Raw genomic sequence first — 23,416 nt, 5'->3', positions numbered from 1 at the left:
TGAGAAGGGCGCGGGGGAGGGGATGGCGCCGGTAACGTCTCAGTATGGACACGTCCTGGTGGCTGGCGCTCGCCGCGGTGGTACTGCTCGCGCTCGTCGCCACGCTCGTCGACGGCTGGGGTCGGCGGTCGTCGGCGCGGCGGGGCCGGACGGCGGCGCGGACCGCCGCGGTGGCGGGGCTGCCGCAGCCGGCGGAGATCTGGTGGGCGGACGTCCCCTACGAGGACGAGGCGCGCACGAAGGACCGGCCGTGCCTGGTGCTTGCGGTGCGCGGGGAGCGGGCGACGGTCGCGAAGATCACCACCCGGTTCCGCCACGGGCGCACCGGCGTGATCCCCCTCCCCCCGGGCTCGGTCGGCGACGCCCAGGGCCGCGCGAGCTTCCTGGAGACGGACGAACTGCGGGAGGTCCCGGTGTGGGGCTTCCGCCGACGCATCGGCGTGGTGGACCCGGCCCTTTGGGACCAGGTGCGATACCTGACCGGCTGAGAGCCGGGACGCACCGTGCGACGCCCGCACGGAGACCCGCGGCTGGCCCAGCCCGGGGGCCGGACGTCGGCCGGGTTCGCGGGCCGGACGGATCGGTGCACGGGCCGGGCGGCTCGGCCGGGCGGGGGCGGACGGATGGACTGGACGCACGAGCAGGGCGGACCAGCCGGGCGAAAGCCGAACGGGACGGCCTCGCGACAGCCCGATGCGCCGGCCCGACGCGCGAGCCGGGCGGATCGGCCCGCGGATCGGCCGGCGCGACGACCGACCGGGACGGCCAAGCGTGACAGCCCGCAGCCGGTCCGGCGGCCCGCGCCGAGGGCCGGGCAGTGGCTTCGGCCGGCCCTCGGCGGCCGGCCTCGCCGCGGCTGAGGAGGAGCAAGTGCAGCACCAGCGCGGCAGCGTGACCGCCCTGCGGCACCGGCGTGCCCGGCCGACTACCTCCGGGCAGCCCGCAACCGGACCGGGCCGAGGACCGAAACGCGCCCGGCAGCCGCTGGAAACGAACTCGCCACCGGGCCGGACCGGAAACCGAACCACGCCCGGGCGGCCGCCCCACCGCGCCGGGACCGGGCCAGACCTGGCCGGAGGCGCCGGTGGGAAACGTGAAGGGCCGGAGCTCGCTCCGGCCCTTCACGGTGTTCGGCGTCGGGTTACGCCCAGAGCTGGCCCTGGAGCGTCTCGATGGCCTCCTCCGTCGTGGCCGCCGTGTAGACGCCCGTCGACAGGTACTTCCAGCCGCCGTCGGCGACGACGAAGACGATGTCGGCCGGCTCACCGGCCTTCACGGCCTTCTTGCCGACGCCGAGCGCGGCGTGCAGCGCGGCGCCCGTGGAGACGCCGGCGAAGATGCCCTCCTGCTGGAGCAGCTCGCGGGTGCGGGTGACCGCGTCCGCCGAGCCGACCGAGAAGCGGCTGGTGAGGACCGACGCGTCGTACAGCTCGGGGACGAAGCCCTCGTCGAGGTTGCGCAGGCCGTAGACCAGGTCGTCGTAGCGCGGTTCGGCGGCGACGATCTGGATGTCCGGCTTGTGCTCGCGCAGGTAGCGGCCCACGCCCATGAGCGTGCCGGTGGTGCCGAGGCCCGCCACGAAGTGCGTGACGGAGGGCAGGTCCGCGAGGATCTCGGGGCCCGTCGTCGCGTAGTGGGCGCCCGCGTTGTCCGGGTTGCCGTACTGGTAGAGCATCACCCAGTCCGGGTGCTCGGCCGAGAGTTCCTTGGCGACGCGCACGGCGGTGTTGGAGCCGCCGGCCGCCGGGGAGGAGATGATCTCGGCGCCCCACATGGCCAGCAGGTCCCGGCGTTCCTGGGAGGTGTTCTCCGGCATCACGCACACGATGCGGTAGCCCTTGAGCTTCGCCGCCATGGCCAGGGAGATGCCGGTGTTGCCGCTGGTCGGCTCCAGGATGGTGCAACCCGGGGTCAGGCGGCCGTCCTTCTCCGCCTGCTCGATCATGTGCAGGGCCGGGCGGTCCTTGACCGACCCGGTCGGGTTGCGGTCCTCCAGCTTCGCCCAGACACGGACCTCGGCGGACGGCGACAGCCGCGGCAGGCGCACCAGGGGGGTGTTGCCGACCGCGGCCAGGGGTGAGTCGTATCGCATCGGTGATCAGACCATGCCGCCGGCTACGGCCGGCAGGATCGTGACGTTGTCGCCGTCCGTCAGCTTGGTCTTGATGCCGTCGAGGAAGCGCACGTCCTCGTCGTTCAGGTAGACGTTGACGAAACGGCGCAGCTGGTCGCCGTCCACGATGCGGGCCTGGATGCCGGCGTGCCGCGTCTCGAGGTCGGCGAACAGCTCGGCGAGGGTGTCACCGCTGCCCTCCACCGCCTTCTGACCGTCGGTGTACTGGCGGAGGATGGTCGGGATGCGGACCTCGATGGCCATGGCTCAGGGCTCCTGTCGGGAGTAGTCAGTCGGGCGCGCGGCAGCGCAAGAACAGCGGGGTGGTGCGTGTGTGCAGCGCCGCGGCTCACGGCCGTACGGCGGCAGGGATCGGCGTCAACAGATGGCGCTGGCGAGCCTGCACAGGTCGACGTGCAGCCGCGCAACGAGCAGCAGGCCCGGCGTCTTGTCGCTCACGTCGTGGAAAACCATGCGGTCATCGTATCGATTCCCGGTCCGGGTCCTGGAATGTGATCCCACATCGCGGACGTTTTCGGGCCGGGGAGTGAGACCGCACTGTTCAGGCCCCGCTCAGTACGCCTCGACGATCTCGACCTCCTCCTCCGTGACCTCGCCCTCCACGATCCGGAAGGAGCGGAACTGGAACTCGCCGGCCCCGTCGGTGTCGGCCGTGGAGACGAGGACGTAGTGCGCGCCGGGCTCGTTCGCGTACGAGATGTCGGTGCGGGAGGGGTAGGCCTCGGTCGCCGTGTGGGAGTGGTAGATCACCACCGGCTCCTCGTCACGGTCGTCCATCTCGCGGTAGAGCTTGAGCAGGTCGCCGGAGTCGAACTCGTAGAACGTGGGCGACATGGCCGCGTTCAGCATCGGGATGAAGCGCTCGGGGCGGTCCGAGCCCGCGGGGCCCGCGATCACGCCGCACGCCTCGTCGGGGTGGTCCTTGCGCGCGTGGGCGACGATCTGGTCGACGAGGGCCTGGGTGATGGTCAGCATGTTCGTCAGGATAAGCAGAAGGGCCGTTCCGTACCGATGGATGGTACGGAACGGCCCACATGCCGGACGCCCTGAGCGGCAGCCGCCGGGGAGTGCCACGAGTACTCCCCGCGGCGGGACGTCCTCGCGGGTTGGTCAGCCGACCTTCTCGAACTCCGGGTCGCGGCGCTCGGCGATCTGCGGGTTGCGGCTCTTGAGGACCGCCCAGCCGATGCCCAGGGCGACGGCCCAGCCGGCCGCGACGTACAGGCAGACCCGCGCGTCCTTGTCGTACGCGATCATGCAGGTCACGCCGACGAGGAAGAGCAGCGCGACCCAGCTGAAGAGCGCACCGCCGGGAGCGGGGAAGGACGAGGCGCGCAGCCGGCCCGCGTCGACCGCGGCGCGGTAGCGGATGTGGCTGACGAGGATCATCATCCAGGTCCAGATGCCGGCCGCGGTGGCGACGGAGGTGACGTAGAGGAACGCCTTCTCCGGGACGACGTAGTTCAGGACGACGCCGATGCCCATGAGCGCCACGGAGACCGTGATGCCGACGGCGGGCGTCTTGCGGGCGTTGAGCTTGCCGAAAGCCTGCGGGGCCTCGCTGTTGGCGGCCAGGTCGCGCAGCATCCGGCCGGTCGAGTACATGCCCGAGTTGCAGGACGACAGGGCCGCGGTGAGCACCACGAAGTTGACGATGCCCGCGGCGAGCGGGATGCCGATCTCGCCGAACGCGTGGACGAACGGGCTCTCGCCGGCGGAGAACTCGGTCCACTTGACGACGGAGAGGATCACCAGCAGGGCGCCGACGTAGAAGACGATGATGCGCCAGGGCAGGGTGTTGATGGCCTTGGGCAGGGTCTTCTCGGGGTTCTCGGACTCGCCCGCGGTGACACCGACGAGCTCGACGGCGAGGTAGGCGAACATGACGCCCTGGAGCGTCATCAGGCTGGAGCCGATGCCGTTCGGGAAGAAGCCGTCGTGCGACCAGAGGTTGGAGACGGTGGCGGTGTCACCGGCGTCGGAGAAGCCGAGGGTGAGCACGCCGAGACCGATGACGATCATGCCGATGATGGCCGTGACCTTGATCATCGAGAACCAGAACTCGACCTCGCCGAAGATCTTGACGGAGATCAGGTTGACGCCGAAGAGCACCACCAGGAACACCAGGGCGCTGACCCACTGCGGGATCTCCGGGAACCAGAAGTGGATGTAGATCGCGGCGGCCGTGAGCTCGGCCATGCCGGTGACCACCCACATGAGCCAGTACGTCCAGCCCGTGACGAACCCGAAGAACGGGCCGAGGAACTCGCGGGCGTACTCGGCGAAGGAGCCGGAGACGGGGCGGTACAGGAGCAGCTCGCCCAGGGCCCGCATGATGAAGAAGATGACGACGCCCGCGAGGGCGTACATGAGGATGATGCTGGGGCCGGCCTTGGCGATGTTCGCTCCGGCACCCATGAACAGACCGACGCCGATGGCGCCGCCGATCGCGATCATCTGGACCTGGCGACTGCCGAGTCCGCGCTCGTACCCCTCTTCGGAGACGTTGTCCGTGTCGACCTGCGCAGAGGTCATGTGTGGTGCGCCTTTCTCCATGCCGACCCGGACCTTCGTCGGCCTCGGATCGGGTCTCGATCCCCCCGGAATGATGGAGCGGTGCCTGGCCGACGGTTGTCGGCTCGGTGGCGCACCCGGCCGGACATTCGGGTGGTGTCGGCCGGGCGGTCGTGAAGATTTATCACGGCCGCAACACTGATCACCTGGGTGGATTGTGACGCACCGCACAGGGAAAACCGGACAAAGCGCAGCCCAAGGCGGCATAGAAGACGGGCACAGTGACGCGATCGTTATCCGGATTTGAGTGTCCTCTGAGCGAACACCGATCGGTCACCCGGCGGTCACGGAACCTGCACGGATCAGGGCATAAGGGTTCCGACCAGCGTCTCCTGGAGTCCACCCAGCCAGAGGTAGGCCATCACCATCGGCTTGCGCGGGTCCTCGTCCGGGAGGCGGTAGAGGAGGTCGGTGTCCTCCTCCTCGGTGATCTCCAGCCGCGAGCCGATCGCGAGCCGCAGGTCGTTCAGGGCCGACAGCCACTGCTGGGACTCCTCCACCGACAGCTTCAGCACCGCGCCGCCCTCGCCGGCCGAGGCCGAGGAGAGCGCGTCCAGGGACCGGATCACGGCGAGGGCGTTGTCCCGCTTGCCGGCCCGCAGGTCGTTCTCGGTGTAGCGGCGGAACTCGGCGGAGTACGCCCGCTGCTCCTCGGCGTCCCGGGGCGAGGCGGGCTGCTCGGGGTCGCTGTAGGCGTCCGGGAACAGGCGCCTGAGCACCGGGTCGGCGGGCGGCTCGCTCGGGCCCTCCGCGAACAGCTCGGCGAGCGGGTCGCCGGGGGCGTCCTCGGCGGGGCCGGGGCCGATGAGCTCCAGGAGCTGGACGGCCAGCGACCGGATGATGGAGATCTCGACGTCGTCGAGGGCGACGGCCGCGCCGCCGCCGGGAAGCGGTTCGAAGGTTCCGGGCATGAACGCCTTTTCGCTGCTGGGCGGGGAGCTGGCTACTTGCGGTCCTGCTGGAGGGTGGCCCACAGGCCGTAGCCGTGCATGGCCTGCACGTCGCGTTCCATCTCCTCGCGGCTGCCGCTGGAGACGACCGCCCGGCCCTTGTGGTGGACGTCGAGCATGAGCTTGGTGGCCTTGTCCTTGGAGTAGCCGAAGTACGTCTGGAAGACGTACGTCACATAGCTCATGAGGTTGACCGGGTCGTTGTGCACGATGGTGACCCAGGGGACGTCCGGCTCGGGTACGGCGAAGACCTCCTCCGCCGACTCGGTGCGTTCGATCTCCAGGGGCGCGGGTGACGTCACACTGCCCATGCTGCCACCCGAGGGGGGTAGTCGCACAAACGGGCCTGGAAGCCGGGGGCCTTGATGAAAATCGTCAGACTGACGAAATGGGGGTACCATCCTCGTCATGAACACAGCGGACCTTGGGCTGCCGGTGGATGTTCCCTCGACGGCGCTCTTCACGGACCAGTACGAGCTGACGATGCTGCGGGCCGCCCTGGAGGCGGGCACGGCCGAGCGGCGGAGCGTGTTCGAGGTCTTCACCCGGCGCCTGCCGAACGGGCGCCGCTACGGAGTCGTGGCGGGCACCGGGCGGGTCCTGGACGCGGTGGAGAACTTCCGTTTCGACGCGGGCGTGCTCGACTTCCTGCGCGAGCGCGAGATCGTCGGCGAGGAGACCCTCGCATGGCTCGCCGGCTACCGCTTCAGCGGGGACATCTGGGGCTACCCCGAGGGCGAGGTGTACTTCCCGGGCTCGCCGATCATGCGGGTCGAGGGCACCTTCGCCGAGTGCGTGCTGCTGGAGACCGTGATCCTGTCGATCCTCAACCACGACTCGGCGATCGCCGCGGCCGCCTCGCGCATGTCGTCGGCCGCCGGGGACCGGCCGCTGATCGAGATGGGCGCCCGGCGCACGCACGAGCTGGCGGCGGTGGCGGCGTCCCGGGCCGCGTACGTGGGCGGCTTCGCGACCACCTCGGACCTGGCCGCCGGGTTCCGCTACGGCATCCCCACCGTCGGCACCTCCGCCCACGCCTTCACCCTGCTGCACGACAGCGAGCGGGACGCCTTCCAGGCCCAGGTGAACACGCTCGGGCGGGGCACGACGCTGCTGGTGGACACGTACGACGTCGCCGAGGCGGTCCGTACGGCCGTGGAGGTCGCCGGGCCCGGGCTCGGAGCGGTGCGGATCGACTCCGGCGATCTGCTGCTGGTGGCGCACCGGGTGCGGCAGCAGCTGGACGAGCTGGGCGCGACCGACACGAAGATCATCGTGACCTCGGACCTGGACGAGTACGCGATCGCCTCGCTGGCGGCGGCGCCCGTGGACGCGTACGGCGTCGGTACGCAGCTGGTGACCGGGTCCGGGCACCCGACGTCCTCGATGGTCTACAAGCTGGTCGCGCGGGCCGAGTCCGCGGAGCCGAACGCTCCGCTGGTGCCGGTGGCGAAGAAGTCGAGCGGGGGCAAGACGTCCGTGGGCGGGCGCAAGTGGGCCGCGCGGCGGCTGGACTCCTACGGGGTCGCCGAGGCCGAGGTGGTCGGCACCGGGCCGGTGCCGACGGAGCTCGCGGACCGGCAGCTGCTCGTGGAGCTGGTCAAGGGCGGCGAGGTGGTCGCCCGTGAGCCGCTGGACGCGGCGCGGGACCGGCACGCGGCGGCGCGTGCGGGGCTCCCGATGTCGGCCACGCAGCTCTCGCGCGGGGAGCCCGTCATTCCGACGGAGTACGCGCACGGCGCCTCGGGTAGCTAGGGGATGTGCCGCGATGCGCCGAGCCGTGCCCCCTCCCGTCTCCTCCCCCATGTCAATAGGCTCGGAAGTTCACCGGCCGGGCTTGCCGACCTCATAGCCGAAGGACACCGACCATGCGCCGCGCCTTGATCGTCGTAGACGTGCAGAACGACTTCTGCGAGGGGGGCAGCCTCGCGGTGGCCGGCGGTGCCGATGTGGCCGCCGCCGTCACCGAGCTGATCGGGCAGGCCGCCGGGTCCGGCTACCAGCACGTCGTGGCCACCCGCGATCACCACATCGCCCCCGGCGGCCACTTCTCCACCAACCCCGACTACGTCCGCTCCTGGCCCGCGCACTGCGTCGCCGGCACGGAGGGCGTCGGCTTCCACCCGAACTTCGCCCCCGCCGTCGCGTCCGGCTCCGTCGACGCCGTCTTCGACAAGGGCGCGTACGCGGCGGCGTACAGCGGCTTCGAGGGCACGGACGAGAACGGCACGCCCCTGGCCGACTGGCTCCGCTCCCGCGAGGTCACCGAGGTGGACGTGGTCGGCATCGCCACGGACCACTGCGTACGCGCCACGGCCCTGGACGCCGCGAAGGAGGGCTTCCGCACGCACGTCCTCCTCGACCTCACGGCGGGCGTGGCCCAGGAAACCACCGAGCGGGCCCTGGAGGAGCTCCGCGAGGCGGGCGTGGAGCTGTCGGGCAAGCCGGTCGTCCAGTGACCCGACAGGCCCGGCCCTGAGGGTCAGGTCTGGGCTGTCGGGCGCCGCAGGAGGGCTCTGATCGGGCGCCACAGTTCCAGGGCGAGGTCGGGGCCGGTCACGACACCGTTGTCAGGGGCCGTGCGCCATATGAGGCCGTCGGGGTGGTGCAGGACGGCCGTGATCTCGTCGGGGGACGGCGGGGCGGCGTTGCCGCGCAGGTAGACCGCGCGCAGGCCCAGGTTGCGGAGCCTGGTCAGGGCTCGGGCACGGTTCGCCGCGTGGACGAGCACGCGGACGGATCCGGGGCCGTCGGCGGCGGGACTGGGCAGGTTCAGCGCCACCACCACGGTGCCGTTCGGCAGCTTGCAGAAGCCTCCTGCGGCCATGCGGTCATACCCCCGTGTCGGTCGGTGCGTCGGTCGGTGTCAATAAGAGAACCACAGGACGCACCTAAACACGGATCGGCGGCGACCCGCCAGGGGGTCGCCGCCGATCATGCTCTGACCTGCGAAAACGCGATCTACTTCGCCGCGGGGCCTACTTCGAGCTCGATCGTCGAGCCGTCCTTGGCCTCCTTGATGATCTTGATCTTGGTATTGGTGTCAGTGATCTTGACGCCGCCGGTCTTGTTCGCCTCGTCGTAGTAGGTGTTCACTCGGTCGTTGAAGACCGACACCCCCTTCGACGACGGGATGCTCGTGGCGACGTCCGCGTTGTGCAGCGTGATGCCGTCCGTGCGGTACAGGCTGAACGGCGAGTCGTAGGCCTGGATGCGGTTGCGCATCAGCGTGCCGTCGGTCCACTTCAGCGCCTTCGGGTGCGAGTCGACCGGCAGCAGCAGACCCGTGCCCGGGTGGACGCTGGTGTTGTTGTCCTGCTGGGAGGTGTCCCACTTCCAGATCAACAGACCGTTCTGGTACGGGTAGTGCTCCACCCAGTCCGGACGGGTCTTGGAGAAGCCGAAGTTGTACGGGCCGACCTTGAGGGTCTTGTCGTACGACACGTACTGGCGGTTCTCCGCGATGTAGTACTGCGCGTAGTCCTTGGTGAAGGACGCGCCCATGCGGGAGAAGCCGTTCGCCTTCCAGGCCGGGTCCGCGGACTCGGCGTCGTCGGAGAAGACCGCGGCGCCGTCGGCGGTCACCGTGATGCGGTCGGCCGTGAAGCCCTTCTGGGCCACGCCGCCGTCGGTCTGGTAGCGGAAGCGCAGGTCGATCTTCTTGCCCGCGTAGGCGTCCAGCGGGAACGCCAGCTTCCTGTACGCGCCGGACGTGCCGGTCAGGACCGGCTTGTCGCTGCCGTCACGCGGGAGCGGCTGGCCGTCCACCGTGCCGTCGAGCGGGGTCCAGTTGGCGCCGCCGTCGGTCGACACCTCGGTGTAGAGGTAGTCGTAGTTGGCCTCGATGTCGTACCAGCCGTCGAGCGTCAGGGACGCCGACTTCTTGCCGGTGAGGTCGACCGAACGGGCCAGCGTGTTCTTGAGGTTGTCGCCGCTGCCGCTCCACCACTGGTTGGTGCCCTGCGCGGGCTGCACGATCTCGGTGGTGACCTTCTTCTTGGGCAGCTCGACCACGAGGCCCTGCTTGTGCTTCGTGTTGTACTCGGCGACGCCCAGCTTGTGCCACGAGTTGGTCGCGGCCTTCGCGGTGTCGTACTTGAGCCACCCCAGCTGGAGCTTGTCCCAGGCGGTCATGTCGCCGGGCAGGTCACCGATCTCGTTCTTGCCGGTGCCGAGCCAGGAGCCGGAGGACATCAGGGTCCAAAAGCCGGTGGAGTTGTCGCCGCCGCCGCTGGTGTCGTAGTGGTCCGGCAGGCCGAGGTCGTGGCCGTACTCGTGGGCGTAGACGCCGAGTCCGCCGTTCTCCGGCTGGACGGTGTAGTCGCCGACCCAGATGCCGGTGTCGCCGATCTTCGCGCCGCCCAGCTTGTTGTTCTCCGGGCCGGTGGCGCCGGCGTCGGTGCCGAAGGCGTACCAGCGGTGGGCCCAGATCGCGTCCTCGCCCTGGGCGCCGCCGCCCGCGGACTCGTCCTCACCGGCGTGCACGACCTGGAAGTGGTCGATGTAGCCGTCGGACTCGTTGAAGTCGCCGTCGCCGTCGAAGTCGTAGCGGTCCCACTGGTCGTACTGCTTGACGTCCGCCTTGATCTCGGCGTCGGTCTTCCCAGCCGCCTTCTGCTGGGAGACCCACGCGTTCAGACCGTCGCTGACGACGTTCCACACGCTCGGGCAGTTGGTGTCACCGCAGGCGTTGTTGCCGTAACGGGCCTCGTTGTAGGGGACCTTGACCCAGTCGGAGACCTCGCCCTCGACCGAGTAGCGGCCGGAGGACTGCTTCTCGTAGTACTTCTTCACCGACTCGGCGTTCTTGCCGGTGCCGAAGTAGAGGTCCTCGAAGTACTTCTGGTCGTAGTCCGCGCGCCAGGCCGTGGAGTTGTCCTTCGTGCGGTCCGGCTTGGCTATCTGGTTGTGCAGCGGGCCGGGCGTGCCGCCGAACTCGCTGATCTGGTCGCCGAACTCGACCAGGATGGTGAAGATCTTGTCGGTCTTCTCGCGGCCGAGCTCGACGTACTTGCTGTCGCCCTTCTTGCTCTTGAGCTGGACGACCTTCGAGCCGTCACGGTTCTTCACCGTGGACTTGCCGGATATGACCTGCTTCAGGGCCTCCTGGCGCTGAGCCTCCTGGGTCTTGCTCAGCGGGCCTTCGAGGTCGTGCTCGCCGTGGTGACGATCCGCCGGGTCGTGCCGGTCCACGGTGGTGGACCTGGGAGCGGAGGTGTCGTCGGCCTGGGCCACGCCGTACACGGAGACGGTGGCCGTGGCCGCCGCGAGCGCCACGCCTATGGCTGCCGCTCTGAACGTCCAGGGTCTACTGGTCACTTGAGTTCCTCCCCCGCGTTCGTGCGCGCGGAGGAAGAGGTCTGGTGTGAACGGAGTCCGCGCGCGCGTGATCAACGCGTGTAGTCAAGTGACGACATTTGACTAGAGGTTTAGAAGAAAAGACAGATCTTGACTTGGACAGGTCAAGTGCACTATGCGGAGTCCATGTTCGTTTTGCGGACAACCGTTCGGGTGCCCGGCAGGCACCCGCCGACGTCCGGCAGGCACGTGCCACCGTCCGGTGGGCGCGCGCATATGTCCACTACCTGGACGCCATGACTCCGTGCGCCCCCTGTGCTCCGGCCCTGTTGATTAGGTCACGCTTACCGTTCGTTCCACTCGGGCACCCTGCCGATGAGAATGTCGCTTGGCAGAACGCCCGGAAGCCGGCGGAACGCCAGGCCGACACCCCCGTGGACCCCCACTTTCGAGGACATGATGGCCATGCCCCGTCCGACCGCCGCACAGCTCGCCTACGGTTCCTGCACCGTGATCCTCTCGACCCTCGCCATGCTGCTGCTGTCACAGACGAGTTCGGGCGTGGGGATCGCGATCATCGCCGTCGCGGCGCTCGCCCTCGGGCTGCTGGTCGCCATGACGGTGCCGCTGCCCGGGAAGCGCCCGGCCGCGGTGGAACAGCCCGCGCCCGAGGAACCCGTGCGGGCATCGGTCGCCGCACCGGCCCCGGAGCCGGTGCGGGAGCGGGCGGTCTCCTGACGGCTGTGTGATGCGTCCGGGCCTCAGTTGGTACTGACCACGACCGTTTTGGCCGCCTTGTCGTGCGGGCCCTGCCGGTAGGGCCGGTCGAAGAGGATCCAACCGCCCGAGATCACGAGCCAGACGCAGAAGCAGCAGAAGAAGCACGGGATCCACAGCACCGCCGCGCGCATCAACGCGTTCTGCACGGAGGGCGTGGCGCCGTTGTCGAGGTTGGCCACGCGCAGGTGCAGCAGTTTCTTGCCGAGGGTCTGGCCGGTCCGCGCGGTGAGGAAGGTGTCGTAGGCGATGTAGAGGACGGTGGCGACCGCCGACTGCCAGAAGGACTTGCCGGCCTCGATGCGGTCGCTGTCCACGTCGTACTCGTTGACGCCGAAGCCCCAGGTGAGCAGCACGACGACGGCACCCACCAGGATCACGTCGATGATGCGGGCGAGCGCGCGCTTGACGCCGTCGGCGAGCGGGGGCATGCCGGCGAGGGGGTCGGTGGGGTAGGAGCCGCCGCCGTAGGGGGAACCGCCGTAAGGGCCGCCGCCGGGAGGACCGCCATAAGGGCCACCGCCCTGGCCGCCGCCGGGAGGACCGCCGTAGGGGCCACCGCCCCGGCCGCCGCCGGGAGGGACATCGCCGGGGCCGCCGCCCGGGTATCGCGGGTCGTAGGGCGAGCCCGCGCCCTCGCCGGGCTGCTCGCCCGGGGGCCGCTTCTTGAGCGGATCGTCTTCCGGGGGCTGCTGACCGGAGCCGGGGGGCGGTTCACTGCTCATGGCCCGAGTCGACCGCGAACCCCCCGGCTCCGCATCCGGCAGACGGCCGTCCGAGGTACGGCTCAGCCGGCCACGAACGTGTGCGCGACCTTGTCGTGCCAGCACTGGCGCCACGGCTTGTCGAAGAGGCACCAGGCGATGCCGACGATCCCGACGACGAGGAGTCCGGGCACGCTGTAGACCACCCAGCGCCGCAGCGCCGCGCCGAACTCCGGGGCGTCGTGGCCTTCGATGTCCCGCACTTCGAGACCCATCAGCTTCTTTCCGAGGGTGCGGCCCCACTTGGCGGTGGGCAGCACCTCGGAGACGACGCCGACGAGCAGCAGGACGGCCAGGACGATGCCGAGGTACACCGACGTGGTGCCGTCGAGCAGCCAGACCGTGACGGTCTCGCCGGAGAGTTTGGCCGCGTCGATCTTCTCGTTGACGTGGTCGATCGCCTTGATGCCGAGCGGTACGGCGGCCCCGGCGGTGACGCCGGCGAGGACGAGGGTGTCCAGCAGCCGGGCGGCCAGCCGCTTGCCGAGCCCCGCGGGGCGGGCCGACGCCTGGCGCCGGGCGGCCGCCTGGAACACGTCCTCGGTCGGCGGCTTCCAGGGCGCGACGGGCTGCTCGTCGCCGCCCGCTCCGGCGAGCCGGTGCACCTGCTGCGCCCAGGAGGACTGGCCGCCTCCGGAGCCGGCGCTGAGCGGCGTGGCGGAGGCGGCTGGGCCGGGCTGGGGGCCGCCGGACTGCGCGGGCTGGGGGCCGCCGGACTGCGCGGGCTGGGGGCCGCCGGACTGCGGGGGGACGGTGGGCGCCGCCTGGGGCCCGGACAGCGCCGTCGGGGCGGCCGCGGAGGCCTGGGCGCCGGCGCCGGCCTGTGCGGCGGCCCGGGCGGCGGCGGCCTTCCCGGCACCGAAGCCGGGGCGGTGCGAGGCGTCACCGGAGGCGGCCGCGCCGCCCTGCGCGCCGAACGCGGGTCCCGCCGGGCTGCCGCCCGGGCCGGCCTGGGCCCCGAAACCGGACCCCGCCGAGCCCGGCGCCCCGAAGCCGGCCGCTGCTCCCTGAGAGCCGAAACCCGATCCTGGCGGGTTGCCGCCGGATCCGCCCGGCCCGCCCTGCCCACCGAACCCGGACCCCGCCGGGCCACTGCCCGAACCGCCCGAGCCCGCGGAAGCGGCCGGGCCCTGACGCGGCGACACCGCGCGGAACGTCATCGTGCCCTCGTCGGGGGCATCGGCGGTGGCGCCTCCTCCGGCCTTCCCCGTCGGGCGGCGGAAGACGAACGTGCTGCCGGCGGCCGCGGCGTCCGCCTCCTGGTCCGCGGGAGGGACATCGGCCGTGCCGTCGGCGGCGGGCTCCCCGGCCGGCTGCCGGTCGGCGTGCGGCACCCTCGGGTCCGCGCCCTGCGCGGCCTGCTGTGCGCCCCACGAGACGCGGCGGTCCTGGTCGCCGCCGAAGCCGGACTGGCGGGAGCGGTCGGCGCCCCACGCCGACGCGGGTTCGGGACGGCTGCCGTGCTGGGCGTCGGCAGGGGACGGCTCGTCGACCGGGTCCTCGTCGAAGAAGTGCGGGCCGGTCTCCTCGACCGAGGCGGAGGCGGCGCCGGAGGCGGAGGCGGCGCCGGGCTGTTCCGCCCCCGCACCGGGCGGCGGCGCGAGCGTCTCGCCGTCCTTGGGTGCGGGACGGCTGGTGCCCGGCACCCAGGAGGCACCGTTCCAGTACCGGACATATCCAGGAATGGACGGGTCCGGGTAATAACCTTCGCGGGGCCTGTCGTCACCGGGGGCCGGGGTTGGGGCGCTCATCTCCGTCGTCCCGTATCTGCTCGAGGGCCAAATGGGGGCCTCCACATCTATCAGACGTGCGCAACCCCCACCGCCGCTCCCACCGGACCCACCCCTTTCGAGCACCGATGTGCTACGCGTCGCACGCCCCGCGCCTCCCCCTGCGAAAAAACTTCCGGCAACGCGCGTAATGCCGCCGCGCCCGCGCGCTCTCTCCTCCCGACCGGCCCTCGCGGGCAGCCTGCAGAGAGGGGAACACCGCCATGCGCACCGTGGTGGAACGCGAACTGGAGCTGAAACTCGTCCTGTCGCCGGAGCGCCGGATCCCGGTGCCGGCCCGGCTCGGGTACGTCACCGACGATCCGTACGCCGTCCACGTCACCTTCCACATCGACTCCGCGCACCCCGTGCACTGGACGTTCGCCCGGGACCTGCTGGTGGAGGGCGTGTTCCGGCCGTGCGGGCGGGGGGACGTGCGGGTGTGGCCGACGAAGGCCGAGGGGCGCACCGTCGTGCTGGTGGCGCTGAGGTCACCCGACGGGGACGCCCTGCTGGAGGCCCCGGCGGCCCCGGTGTCGGCCTGGCTGGAGCGCACGCTGCGGGTGGTCCCGCCGGGGACGGAGGGTGAGCAGCTCGGTCTCGACGACGAGCTGGCCCAGCTGCTCGCCCAGTGAGGCCTTCGAGGCCCGTCCGCTGCGTCCGTCAGAAGAGCTTGCCCGGGTTCAGGAGGTTCAGCGGGTCGAAGGCCTGCTTGACGGCCCGCTGCATCTCCATCCCGACGGGGCCGATCTCGCGCGCCAGCCACTCCTTCTTCAGCACGCCGACGCCGTGCTCGCCGGTGATGGTGCCGCCGAGTTCCAGGCCGAGGGCCATGATCTCGTCGAAGGACTCGCGGGCGCGCCGGGACTCGTCGGGATCGGCCGGGTCGAAGCACACCGTCGGGTGGGTGTTGCCGTCGCCCGCATGGGCGACGACCCCGATGGTGAGCTGGTACTTCTCGGCGATCCGGTCGACCCCGTCGAGCATCTCGGCGAGGCGGGAGCGGGGCACGCACACGTCGTCGATCATCGTCACGCCCTTGACCGCCTCCAGCGCGGTGAGCGACAACCGACGCGCCTGGAGGAGCAGTTCGGACTCCGCCGCGTCGTCGGCCGGTACGACCTGGGTGGCGCCGGCGGCCTCGCACAGCGCGCCGACGGCGGCGAGGTCGGCGGCCGGGTCGGTGGTGTCGAAGGCGGCGAGCAGCAGGGCCTCGGTGCTCTCCGGGAGGCCCATCTGCGCCAGGTCGTTGACGGCCTTGACCGTCGTGCGGTCCATGAGTTCGAGGAGTGACGGGACGTGGCCGCCCTCCATGATGCGGCACACGGCGTCGCAGGCGGCGGCCCCGGAGGCGAACTCGGCGGCCAGCACGAGCTGCTCGGGCGGCTTGGGGCGCAGGCCGAGCACGGCCCGTACGACGATGCCGAGCGAGCCCTCGGAGCCGACGAACAGCCGGGTCAGGTCGTACCCGGCGACGCCCTTGGCGGTGCGGCGGCCGGTGGACATGAGCCGCCCGTCGGCCAGCACCACGTCCAGTCCGAGGACGTACTCGGCGGTGACCCCGTACTTCACGCAGCACAGGCCGCCCGAGGCCGTGCCGATGTTGCCGCCGATGGTGCACATCTCCCAGCTGGAGGGGTCCGGCGGGTAGTACAGGCCGTGTTCGCCGACGGCCCGGGAGAGGGCGGCGTTGATCACGCCGGGCTCGACGACGGCGATGCGGTCGACCGGGTTGATCTCCAGGATCCGGTCCATCTTGGTCAGGGAGAGCACGATGCAGCCGTCGGAGGCGTTGGCGGCGCCGGACAGTCCGGTGCGGGCGCCCTGCGGGACGACCGGGACGCGCAGGGCGGTGGCGGTGCGCATGACGTGCTGGACCTGCTCGACCGTGCGGGGCAGGACGACCACGGCCGGGGCGCCGGCCGGGCAGAAGCTCGCCATGTCGTGGGCGTAGGAGGCCGTGACGTCGGGGTCGGTGAGGACCGCCTCGGCGGGGAGGCCGCCGAGCAGCAGGTCGACGAGGTCACCGCTCGCTGCGGTGTGTGCGTCGTCGGAGCGGGGCGCTTCGATACGGCTCATGATCACAGGTTCGCACCCGGGGCCATCGGTGTGAACCCCGTCGGCGGCACCCTTCACCTGCCCGGGTGTGGTCGTCGTACTGACGCACAGTGATCGCCATGGAGAACCAGCAGGAGGGTCCGGAGCGGCGGGAGAGCGGCCCGGGGCGCCGCGTTCGTGCGCGGCGGGTGCTGATCGCCTCCGTGGCGGGGTGTGCCGTGCTCGGCGGGGTGCTGGTGCTGCTGCCGTGGGGGCGGCCCGCCGAGCCCGCTCCGCCGTCTCCGGGGGCGCTGGCCATGGCGGCGGTCGGCGCCGGGGTGCCGGCCGCGCTGCCCGATCTGGCGGAGCTGATCGACGAGCGGGAGAAGCGGGTGCGCACCCGTCCGAAGGACGCGACGTCCTGGGCGGTGCTCGGGGCGGCCTACGTGGAGCAGGGGCGGCGGCTCGCGGACCCCGGGTACTACCCGCGCGCGGAGAAGGCGTTGCGGACGTCGCTCGCGGTCCGGCCGGAGCGGAACGTCCGGGCCCTGGCCGGGCTGGCCGCCCTGTCGAACGCCCGCCGGGACTTCCCCGCCGCGCGCCGCTGGGGCGAGGCGGCGCTGAAGCTGGAGCCCCGGCGGTGGACGACGTACCCACTGCTCATCGACGCCTACACCGGGCTCGGTGAGCACGCGGCGGCGAAGCGGACGCTGGACCGGCTGACGGAACTGCGCTCCGGTCCGGCCGTGCTGGCGCGGGCCGCGGCCGTCTACCGGGACCGGGGCTGGCGGGAGGACGCGGCGGCCTCGCTGGCGGACGCGGCGGCGGGCGCGCGGGCCCCGGCCGAGCGGGCGGCCTACCTGGAGCGGGCCGGGCAGCTGGCGTGGGAGCGCGGCGACTTGGAGGACGCGCTGCGGCACTTCCGGGAGGCGGTGCGCCTCGACCCGGACCAGCGGGCCGCGCAGGCCGGGCAGGGCAGGGTGCTCGCCGGGCTGGGCCGGACGACGGAGGCGCTGAACGCGTACCAGGTGGCGCTGGCCAAGCAGCCGTGTCCGCGTTACGCCCTGGAGCTGGGCGAGTTGTACGAGTCGCTGGGTATGCCGGAGGCGGCACGGGTGCAGTACGACCTGCTGCGGGAGCGGGTCCGCGGCGCCGCCGCGGGCGGGGCCGACGAGGAGCTGGTCCTCGGCCAGTTCGAGGCCGACCACGGTGATCCGCGGTCCGCGGTACGGCGGTTGCGGGCGGAGTGGAAGCGCCAGCCGGGTACGGAGGTCGCCGACGCCCTGGGCTGGGCGCTGCACCGGGCCGGGCGGTCCGGGGAGGCGCTGCGCTACGCGGTGCGGGCGACGGACGGTGAGGGCGGGGGCGGGGTGCGCAGCGCCGTGTACGCCTACCACCGCGGCATGATCGAGCGTGAGCTGGAGCGGTACGGGGCGGCCCGGCGGCACCTGGCGGAGGCGCTGCGCATCAACCCGCACTTCTCGCCGCTGCACGCGCCGGCGGCTCGGGCGGCGTCCGAGGCGCTGGGGGAACCGCCGGACGAGGAACTGCCCGAGATGGACGAGGAGTGAGGCGTGCGGGTGCCCCGTGACACCCGCACGCCTCACAGGGGCGATCGGATCAGAGGTTGCCGCGGCGGGCCTGCTCCCGCTCGATCGCCTCGAACAGGGCCTTGAAGTTGCCCTTGCCGAAGCCCATCGAGCCGTGCCGCTCGATGATCTCGAAGAACACGGTCGGGCGGTCCTGGACCGGCTTGGTGAAGATCTGCAGCAGGTAGCCGTCCTCGTCGCGGTCGGCGAGGATCTTCAGCTCGCGCAGGGTGTCGATCGGGACCCGGGTCTCGCCGACCCACTCCCCCAGGGTGTCGTAGTACGAGTCGGGCGTGTTCAGGAACTCCACGCCGGCCGCGCGCATGGTGCGGACCGTCTGGACGATGTCGTTGGTGTTGAGCGCGATGTGCTGGACGCCCGCGCCGCCGTAGAACTCCAGGTACTCGTCGATCTGGGACTTCTTCTTGGCGATGGCCGGCTCGTTGATCGGGAACTTGACCTTGAGCGTGCCGTCGGCGACGACCTTCGACATCAGCGCGCTGTACTCGGTGGCGATGTCGTCGCCCACGAACTCCTTCATGTTCGTGAAGCCCATCACCTTGTTGTAGAAGCCGACCCACTCGTTCATCCGGCCGAGCTCGACGTTGCCGACGCAGTGGTCGATGGCCTGGAAGGTGCGCTGGGCGGGCGGCTCGACGATCGGCTCGGCCGCGACGAAGCCGGGCAGGTACGGGCCGTCGTAGCCGGAGCGCTCGACGAGGGTGTGGCGGGTCTCGCCGTAGGTGGCGATGGCGGCCAGGACGACCGTGCCGTGCTCGTCCTTCTGCTCGTACGGCTCGGCGACCGAGCGGGCGCCGTGCTCCAGGGCGTAGGCGTACGCGGCGCGCGCATCCGGCACCTCGATGGCGAGGTCGACGACGCCGTCGCCGTGCTCGGCCACGTGCCGGGCGAGGAAGTGGCCCCAGTCGCTGGACGGCTTGATGACCGAGGTGAGGACGAAGCGGGCGGAGCCGTTCTCCAGGACGTACGCAGCGGTCTCGCGGCTGCCGTTCTCCGGTCCGGAGTAGGCGACCAGCTTCATGCCGAAGGCGGTGGAGTAGTAGTGCGCCGCCTGCTTGGCGTTGCCCACGGCGAAGACGACCGCGTCCATTCCCTTGACCGGGAAGGGGTCGGCCTGCCGGGCGGTGTCGGGAGTGTGGTGTGTGGTCTGCGTCATAGCCGCAGGGTCTCCCCGCTCGGCAAGGTGCGCAATAGTTTGCGATTCCGCTGGGCAATCTGTTCAGCAATACGGCCGTATCACCGGCCCTTCTGTACAGGATGACCACCCGGGAGGCTGCTGTGGCGATCGATCATCTGGACGGCCGGATCCTCCTGCTGCTGGCCCGCGAGCCGCGGATCGGGGTGCTGGAGATGTCGCGGCGGCTCGGCGTGGCCCGGGGCACCGTGCAGGCGCGGCTCGACCGGCTTCAGTCGAACGGAGTCATCCGCGGCTTCGGCCCGGAGGTGGACCCGGCGGCGCTCGGCTACCCGGTCACGGCGTTCGCGACGCTCCAGATCCGGCAGGGCCAAGGCGCCGATGTGCGGGCCCACTTGGCGACCGTGCCGGAGGTGCTGGAGCTGCACACCACCACCGGCACCGGGGACATGCTGTGCCGGCTGGTGGCCCGCTCGAACGCCGATCTCCAGCGTGTGATCGACCGGGTCGTCGGTTTTGATGGCATCGTCCGGGCCTCCACGGCGATCGTCATGGAGAACCCCGTTCCGCTGCGGATCATCCCGCTGGTGGAGCAGGCCGCGGAGGAGACCTGAATCGTGGGGTGAGCGGGTGTGAACTTCTGGGAGTACGTGGCGAACCGGCACCAGCAGCTGCTCACGGACGCCTACCAGCACGCCAGCGCCGTCTTCCAGTGCATGGTCGTCGCGACCGTGCTCGGGGTCCTGATCGGGGTCGCCACCTACCGCAGCGAGTGGGCCGGGAACCTCGCGACCACGACCACCGCCACCGTCCTGACCGTGCCGGCGCTCGCCCTGATCGGTCTGCTCATCCCGGTCGTGGGGCTGGGCGTGCCGCCGACGGTGATCGCCCTGACGCTGTACGGACTGCTGCCGGTCGTGCGCAATGCGATCGTCGGGCTGCGCGGGGTCGACCCGTCACTGGTGGACGCGGCCACGGGCATCGGCATGTCCCGGCCGGCCCGGCTGCTGCGGATCGAGCTGCCGCTGGCCTGGCCGCCGATCCTGACCGGGATCCGGGTCGCGACCCAGATGCTGATGGGCATCGCGGCCATCGCGGCGTACGCCTCGGGACCCGGCCTCGGCAACGTCATCTTCCGCGGCCTCGCCTCGCTGGGCAGCGCCAACGCGCTCAACCAGGTCCTCGCGGGCACGCTCGGCATCATCATCCTGGCACTGCTGTTCGACGCCGCGTACGTCCTGATCGGGCGGCTGACCATTCCCGGGGGGATCCGTGCCTGAGACCGGCGGCCACGGGGCCTCCATCGAGCTGGAGAGCCTGACCAAGCGGTACCCCGGCAGCGCGCAGCCGGCCGTGGACAACGTGAGCATGGAGATCAAGGCGGGCGAGGTCGTCGTCCTGGTCGGCCCCTCGGGCTGCGGCAAGTCGACCACGCTCAAGATGATCAACAGGTTGATCGAGCCGACCGGCGGCCGTATCCGCATGGGCGGTGAGGACGTCACCGACATCGACCCGGTGGGGCTGCGCCGCAAGGTCGGCTACGCGATCCAGTCCGCCGGGCTCTTCCCGCACATGACGGTCGCGCAGAACATCGCGCTCGTACCGAGGATGATCGGCTGGCCGAAGGCCCGGATCAGGGCGCGGACCGAGGAGCTGCTCGACCTCGTCGGCCTCGACCCCGGCGAGTTCCACGGCCGCTATCCGCGCCAGCTCTCCGGCGGTCAGCAGCAGCGGGTGGGCGTGGCCCGTGCCCTGGCCGCCGACCCCCCGGTGCTGCTGATGGACGAGCCGTTCGGGGCGGTGGACCCGATCACCCGCGACCATCTCCAGGACGAGCTGATCCGGCTCCAGCACGAGCTGCACAAGACGATCGTCTTCGTCACGCACGACTTCGACGAGGCGATCAAGATCGGCGACCGGATCGCCGTCCTGCGCGACCGGTCCCACATCGCGCAGTTCGACACCCCGGAGGCCATCCTCACGAACCCGGCGGACGACTTCGTGTCCGGGTTCGTCGGTGCCGGGGCGGCGCTGAAGCGGCTGAACCTCACCCGCGTGCGGGACGTGGAGATCACCGACTATCCGACGGTGATGATCGACGACCCGTTGCAGCAGATCTTCAACCGGCTGCGGGTCGGCGGCACCAACGAGGTCCTGCTGCTCGACCGGCGCGGCCGGCCCTACAAGTGGCTCAGGCGCGGTGATCTGATGCGGGCGCGGGGGTCGCTGGCCCGTGCCGGGACGCTGGTGCACGACACGGTCACCCGGGACGCGACCCTGCGGGACGCGCTGGAGGCGGTGCTCACCGACAACGCCGGGCGGGTGGCGGTCACGGGGCGGCGCGGTGAGTACACCGGCGTCGTCGACATGGAGACGCTCCTCAACTCCGTGCACGACATGCTGGAGGCCGACCGGCTGGACGCGCTGGAGCACCAGCACGAGCTGGAGGAACTGCGGGCGGCGCAGACGCACGCGGAGCAGGAGGGCGGCGGGGGCGTCACGGGCGTGGGCGGCCTCGGAGGGACGCGGTGACCGCTCCCGGACCGGTGCGAACGGCCCCCGGACCGGCGGACGAAGAGCAGGCCGAGGCGCCCCGGACGCCACCCGGCCCGCCGCCCCGGCACGTCGGATGGCAGAAGCTGACCGTGCTGCCCGCCGTCCTGGTGGCCGTACTGCTCGCCACCTGGCTCTGGTTCCAGCAGGCCGACCTGGACGCGCTGTCCCGGAACGCCCTGTCGGGCGGCCAGGTCTCCAAGGCCCTGTGGCAGCACGTCCAACTGACCGCGATCTCCACGTTCTTCGTGCTGATCATCGCGATCCCGCTGGGGATCCTGCTGACCCGCGGGGCGCTGCGCAGGGCCACTCCGGTGGCGATGGCGTTCGCCAACATGGGCCAGGCGACGCCCGCCATCGGCCTGCTGGCGCTCCTCGTCATCTGGCTGGGCATCGGCCGCCGGGCCGCCCTGATCGGCATCATCGCCTACGCCGTCCTGCCCGTGCTGTCGAACACCATCACCGGCCTGAAGGCGAACGACCCGACGCTGCTGGAGGCGGCGCGGGGCATCGGCATGTCGCCGATGGGGGTCCTGACCCGGGTAGAACTGCCGTTGGCGGTCCCGCTGATCCTGGCGGGTGTCCGCACGGCCCTCGTCCTGAACGTCGGCACGGCGACCCTGGCCGTCTTCGGCGGGGGCGGCGGACTGGGCGTACTGATCACGACCGGGATCACCAACCAGCGGATGCCGGTGCTGGTGCTGGGCTCGGTCCTCACGGTGGTCCTGGCGCTGCTGGTGGACTGGCTGGCCTCGCTGGCGGAAGTGTTCCTGCGGCCGCGGGGGCTCCAGCCATGAGACGGCGTACGTGCCTGGTGGCAGCGGGGCTGCTGGTCACCGGCTGCGGACTGACCAGCGGCTCCCCCATGGCGGACGACGTGCGGCCCGGGTCGGTCGGGCGGGGCGAGCCGCTGAAGGGCGCGAGCCTGACGGTGACGTCCAAGTCGTTCACCGAGGGGCTGATCCTCGGCGCGATCATGGGCATCGCCCTGGAGGCGGCCGGGGCGGAGGTACTCGACCGCACGGGCATCCAGGGGTCCATCGGCAGCCGCGAGGCGGTCCGCAAGGGCGACGCCGACGCCGGGTACGAGTACACGGGCACGGCGTGGATCACGTACCTGGGGAACAGCGAGCCGATCACCGATCCGCGCGAGCAGTGGGAGGCGGTCCGGAAGGCCGACGCGGCGAACGGGCTGGCCTGGCTGCGGCCGTCGTCCCTGAACAACACCTACGCGCTGGCGATGAACCAGGAGAACGCGAGGAAGTACGGCACGAAGACCCTGTCGGACGTGGCGAAGCTGGCGAAGTCCGACCCGGGGGCGGTGAGGCTGTGCGTGGAGGTCGAGTTCGCGAACCGGGCGGACGGGTTGCCGGGCATGCAGCGGGCGTACGGGATGGAGCTGCCGGCGCGGAACGTCACGCAGATGGACACGGGGATCATCTACACCCAGACGTCGAAGGGCAGTTGCCCGTACGGGGAGGTGTTCACCACCGACGGGCGCATCAACTCCATGAACCTGGCGGTCATGGCGGACGACAGGAAGTTCTTCCCGAACTACAACGCGGCGCCGATGATCAACGCGAAGACCCTCAGGCGGTGGCCGGCGATCTCGGACGTGCTGGATCCGGTGACGGCGAGGCTGAACAACGGGGTGGCGCGGACGCTGAACGCGAAGGTCGATGTGGAGGGTGAGGATCCGCATCAGGTGGCGCTGGACTGGATGGTGGAGGAGGGATTGGTCAGGGAGGGGTGACTTACCGGAAAGACTTACAAAGAAGACGTTGCAAAGGTCCCTTTGCAACGCTACCTTTGCAT

Annotated in this window: 24 protein-coding genes; 11 read left to right on the top strand and 13 right to left on the bottom strand. The window is 71.2% G+C overall.

Annotated features, from left to right (window positions below; all coding sequences use genetic code 11):
* Positions 1-44 precede the first annotated feature (44 nt).
* A complete protein-coding gene (locus GTY47_RS01975; protein WP_010039986.1) occupies positions 45-488 on the top strand; it encodes a type II toxin-antitoxin system PemK/MazF family toxin in 444 nt (147 codons plus the stop codon).
* A 653-nt stretch (positions 489-1,141) separates the two neighbouring features.
* Here GTY47_RS01975 and GTY47_RS01970 read toward each other — a convergent pair.
* The 7 genes from GTY47_RS01970 to clpS form a co-directional block, all read right to left on the bottom strand.
* A complete protein-coding gene (locus GTY47_RS01970) occupies positions 1,142-2,092 on the bottom strand; it encodes a cysteine synthase (protein WP_010039983.1) in 951 nt (316 codons plus the stop codon).
* 6 nt (positions 2,093-2,098) lie between these two features.
* The gene (locus GTY47_RS01965; RefSeq protein WP_010039982.1) at positions 2,099-2,377 is read right to left on the bottom strand and encodes a MoaD/ThiS family protein; all 279 of its coding nucleotides are present in this window, start codon (positions 2,375-2,377) and stop codon (positions 2,099-2,101) included.
* A 114-nt stretch (positions 2,378-2,491) separates the two neighbouring features.
* On the bottom strand, positions 2,492-2,587 hold the full coding sequence (locus GTY47_RS41790; RefSeq protein WP_010039981.1) for a putative leader peptide: 96 nt from the start codon (positions 2,585-2,587) through the stop codon (positions 2,492-2,494).
* Positions 2,588-2,686: 99 nt separating this feature from the next.
* Complete coding sequence (locus tag GTY47_RS01960; RefSeq protein WP_010039980.1) at positions 2,687-3,109, bottom strand: M67 family metallopeptidase; 423 nt, start codon at positions 3,107-3,109, stop codon at positions 2,687-2,689.
* A 135-nt stretch (positions 3,110-3,244) separates the two neighbouring features.
* The gene (locus GTY47_RS01955; RefSeq protein WP_010039979.1) at positions 3,245-4,669 is read right to left on the bottom strand and encodes an amino acid permease; all 1,425 of its coding nucleotides are present in this window, start codon (positions 4,667-4,669) and stop codon (positions 3,245-3,247) included.
* Positions 4,670-5,010: 341 nt separating this feature from the next.
* Positions 5,011-5,619 carry a DUF2017 domain-containing protein gene (locus tag GTY47_RS01950; protein ID WP_010039977.1) on the bottom strand — a complete coding sequence of 203 codons (609 nt, stop codon included), beginning with the start codon at positions 5,617-5,619 and terminating at the stop codon, positions 5,011-5,013.
* Positions 5,620-5,651: 32 nt separating this feature from the next.
* Entirely contained in the window at positions 5,652-5,969 is a 318-nt protein-coding gene (clpS, locus tag GTY47_RS01945) for an ATP-dependent Clp protease adapter ClpS (RefSeq protein WP_010039975.1), read from the bottom strand.
* A gap of 97 nt (positions 5,970-6,066) precedes the next feature.
* Between clpS and GTY47_RS01940 the strand changes: the two genes are divergently transcribed.
* Both GTY47_RS01940 and GTY47_RS01935 read left to right on the top strand, forming a co-directional pair.
* Positions 6,067-7,413 (top strand): nicotinate phosphoribosyltransferase, encoded by a 1,347-nt coding sequence (locus GTY47_RS01940; RefSeq protein WP_010039972.1) that lies wholly within the window; start codon positions 6,067-6,069, stop codon positions 7,411-7,413.
* 113 nt (positions 7,414-7,526) lie between these two features.
* Positions 7,527-8,117 carry an isochorismatase family protein gene (locus tag GTY47_RS01935; protein WP_010039970.1) on the top strand — a complete coding sequence of 197 codons (591 nt, stop codon included), beginning with the start codon at positions 7,527-7,529 and terminating at the stop codon, positions 8,115-8,117.
* A 23-nt stretch (positions 8,118-8,140) separates the two neighbouring features.
* Here the strand turns inward: GTY47_RS01935 and GTY47_RS01930 are convergent, their stop codons facing one another.
* Together GTY47_RS01930 and GTY47_RS01925 are read right to left on the bottom strand one after the other, a co-directional pair.
* Positions 8,141-8,485: a hypothetical protein gene (locus tag GTY47_RS01930; RefSeq protein WP_010039968.1), complete on the bottom strand. Its 345-nt coding sequence runs from the start codon at positions 8,483-8,485 to the stop codon at positions 8,141-8,143.
* Between the two features lie 134 nt (positions 8,486-8,619).
* On the bottom strand, positions 8,620-10,977 hold the full coding sequence (locus tag GTY47_RS01925; RefSeq protein ID WP_029181174.1) for an immune inhibitor A domain-containing protein: 2,358 nt from the start codon (positions 10,975-10,977) through the stop codon (positions 8,620-8,622).
* Between the two features lie 444 nt (positions 10,978-11,421).
* Here GTY47_RS01925 and GTY47_RS01920 point away from each other — a divergent pair, with 444 nt between their 5' ends.
* The gene (locus GTY47_RS01920; RefSeq protein ID WP_173937290.1) at positions 11,422-11,694 is read left to right on the top strand and encodes a hypothetical protein; all 273 of its coding nucleotides are present in this window, start codon (positions 11,422-11,424) and stop codon (positions 11,692-11,694) included.
* 23 nt (positions 11,695-11,717) lie between these two features.
* Here the strand turns inward: GTY47_RS01920 and GTY47_RS01915 are convergent, their stop codons facing one another.
* Both GTY47_RS01915 and GTY47_RS01910 read right to left on the bottom strand, forming a co-directional pair.
* Positions 11,718-12,458 (bottom strand): RDD family protein, encoded by a 741-nt coding sequence (locus tag GTY47_RS01915; protein ID WP_010039962.1) that lies wholly within the window; start codon positions 12,456-12,458, stop codon positions 11,718-11,720.
* A gap of 62 nt (positions 12,459-12,520) precedes the next feature.
* Complete coding sequence (locus GTY47_RS01910) at positions 12,521-14,248, bottom strand: RDD family protein (protein WP_078602832.1); 1,728 nt, start codon at positions 14,246-14,248, stop codon at positions 12,521-12,523.
* Between the two features lie 242 nt (positions 14,249-14,490).
* Here GTY47_RS01910 and GTY47_RS01905 point away from each other — a divergent pair, with 242 nt between their 5' ends.
* The gene (locus tag GTY47_RS01905) at positions 14,491-14,901 is read left to right on the top strand and encodes an SsgA family sporulation/cell division regulator (RefSeq protein ID WP_010039957.1); all 411 of its coding nucleotides are present in this window, start codon (positions 14,491-14,493) and stop codon (positions 14,899-14,901) included.
* Positions 14,902-14,929: 28 nt separating this feature from the next.
* On the opposite strand, the gene GTY47_RS01900 is transcribed toward GTY47_RS01905, so the two are convergent.
* The gene (locus GTY47_RS01900) at positions 14,930-16,351 is read right to left on the bottom strand and encodes an FAD-linked oxidase C-terminal domain-containing protein (protein WP_010039954.1); all 1,422 of its coding nucleotides are present in this window, start codon (positions 16,349-16,351) and stop codon (positions 14,930-14,932) included.
* A 92-nt stretch (positions 16,352-16,443) separates the two neighbouring features.
* Here GTY47_RS01900 and GTY47_RS01895 point away from each other — a divergent pair, with 92 nt between their 5' ends.
* Complete coding sequence (locus GTY47_RS01895) at positions 16,444-17,874, top strand: tetratricopeptide repeat protein (protein ID WP_029181173.1); 1,431 nt, start codon at positions 16,444-16,446, stop codon at positions 17,872-17,874.
* A gap of 49 nt (positions 17,875-17,923) precedes the next feature.
* On the opposite strand, the gene hppD is transcribed toward GTY47_RS01895, so the two are convergent.
* Positions 17,924-19,069, bottom strand: a complete 1,146-nt coding sequence (gene hppD / locus GTY47_RS01890; protein ID WP_010039950.1) for a 4-hydroxyphenylpyruvate dioxygenase — start codon at positions 19,067-19,069, stop codon at positions 17,924-17,926.
* A 122-nt stretch (positions 19,070-19,191) separates the two neighbouring features.
* Between hppD and GTY47_RS01885 the strand changes: the two genes are divergently transcribed.
* Genes GTY47_RS01885 through GTY47_RS01865 form a run of 5 tightly spaced genes read left to right on the top strand, consistent with a single transcriptional unit; the run spans position 19,192 to position 23,354 of the window.
* Entirely contained in the window at positions 19,192-19,662 is a 471-nt protein-coding gene (locus GTY47_RS01885) for an Lrp/AsnC family transcriptional regulator (protein WP_010039949.1), read from the top strand.
* Positions 19,663-19,680: 18 nt separating this feature from the next.
* Complete coding sequence (locus tag GTY47_RS01880) at positions 19,681-20,328, top strand: ABC transporter permease (RefSeq protein WP_010039946.1); 648 nt, start codon at positions 19,681-19,683, stop codon at positions 20,326-20,328.
* Entirely contained in the window at positions 20,321-21,580 is a 1,260-nt protein-coding gene (locus tag GTY47_RS01875; RefSeq protein WP_010039945.1) for a betaine/proline/choline family ABC transporter ATP-binding protein, read from the top strand. Before GTY47_RS01880 ends, GTY47_RS01875 begins: the two co-directional genes overlap by 8 nt.
* Positions 21,577-22,398 carry an ABC transporter permease gene (locus GTY47_RS01870; protein WP_010039944.1) on the top strand — a complete coding sequence of 274 codons (822 nt, stop codon included), beginning with the start codon at positions 21,577-21,579 and terminating at the stop codon, positions 22,396-22,398. Before GTY47_RS01875 ends, GTY47_RS01870 begins: the two co-directional genes overlap by 4 nt.
* Positions 22,395-23,354, top strand: a complete 960-nt coding sequence (locus GTY47_RS01865) for a glycine betaine ABC transporter substrate-binding protein (protein ID WP_029181172.1) — start codon at positions 22,395-22,397, stop codon at positions 23,352-23,354. The genes GTY47_RS01870 and GTY47_RS01865 overlap by 4 nt, the downstream gene beginning before the upstream one ends.
* The last annotated feature ends 62 nt before the right edge of the window (positions 23,355-23,416 follow it).

Origin of the sequence: Streptomyces sp. SID5464, from assembly GCF_009862985.1 — a bacterium.
Lineage (GTDB): Bacteria > Actinomycetota > Actinomycetes > Streptomycetales > Streptomycetaceae > Streptomyces > Streptomyces chartreusis_D.
The sequence above is the reverse complement of the archived record's forward strand: the minus strand, read 5'-3'. Positions and strand labels throughout refer to the sequence as shown.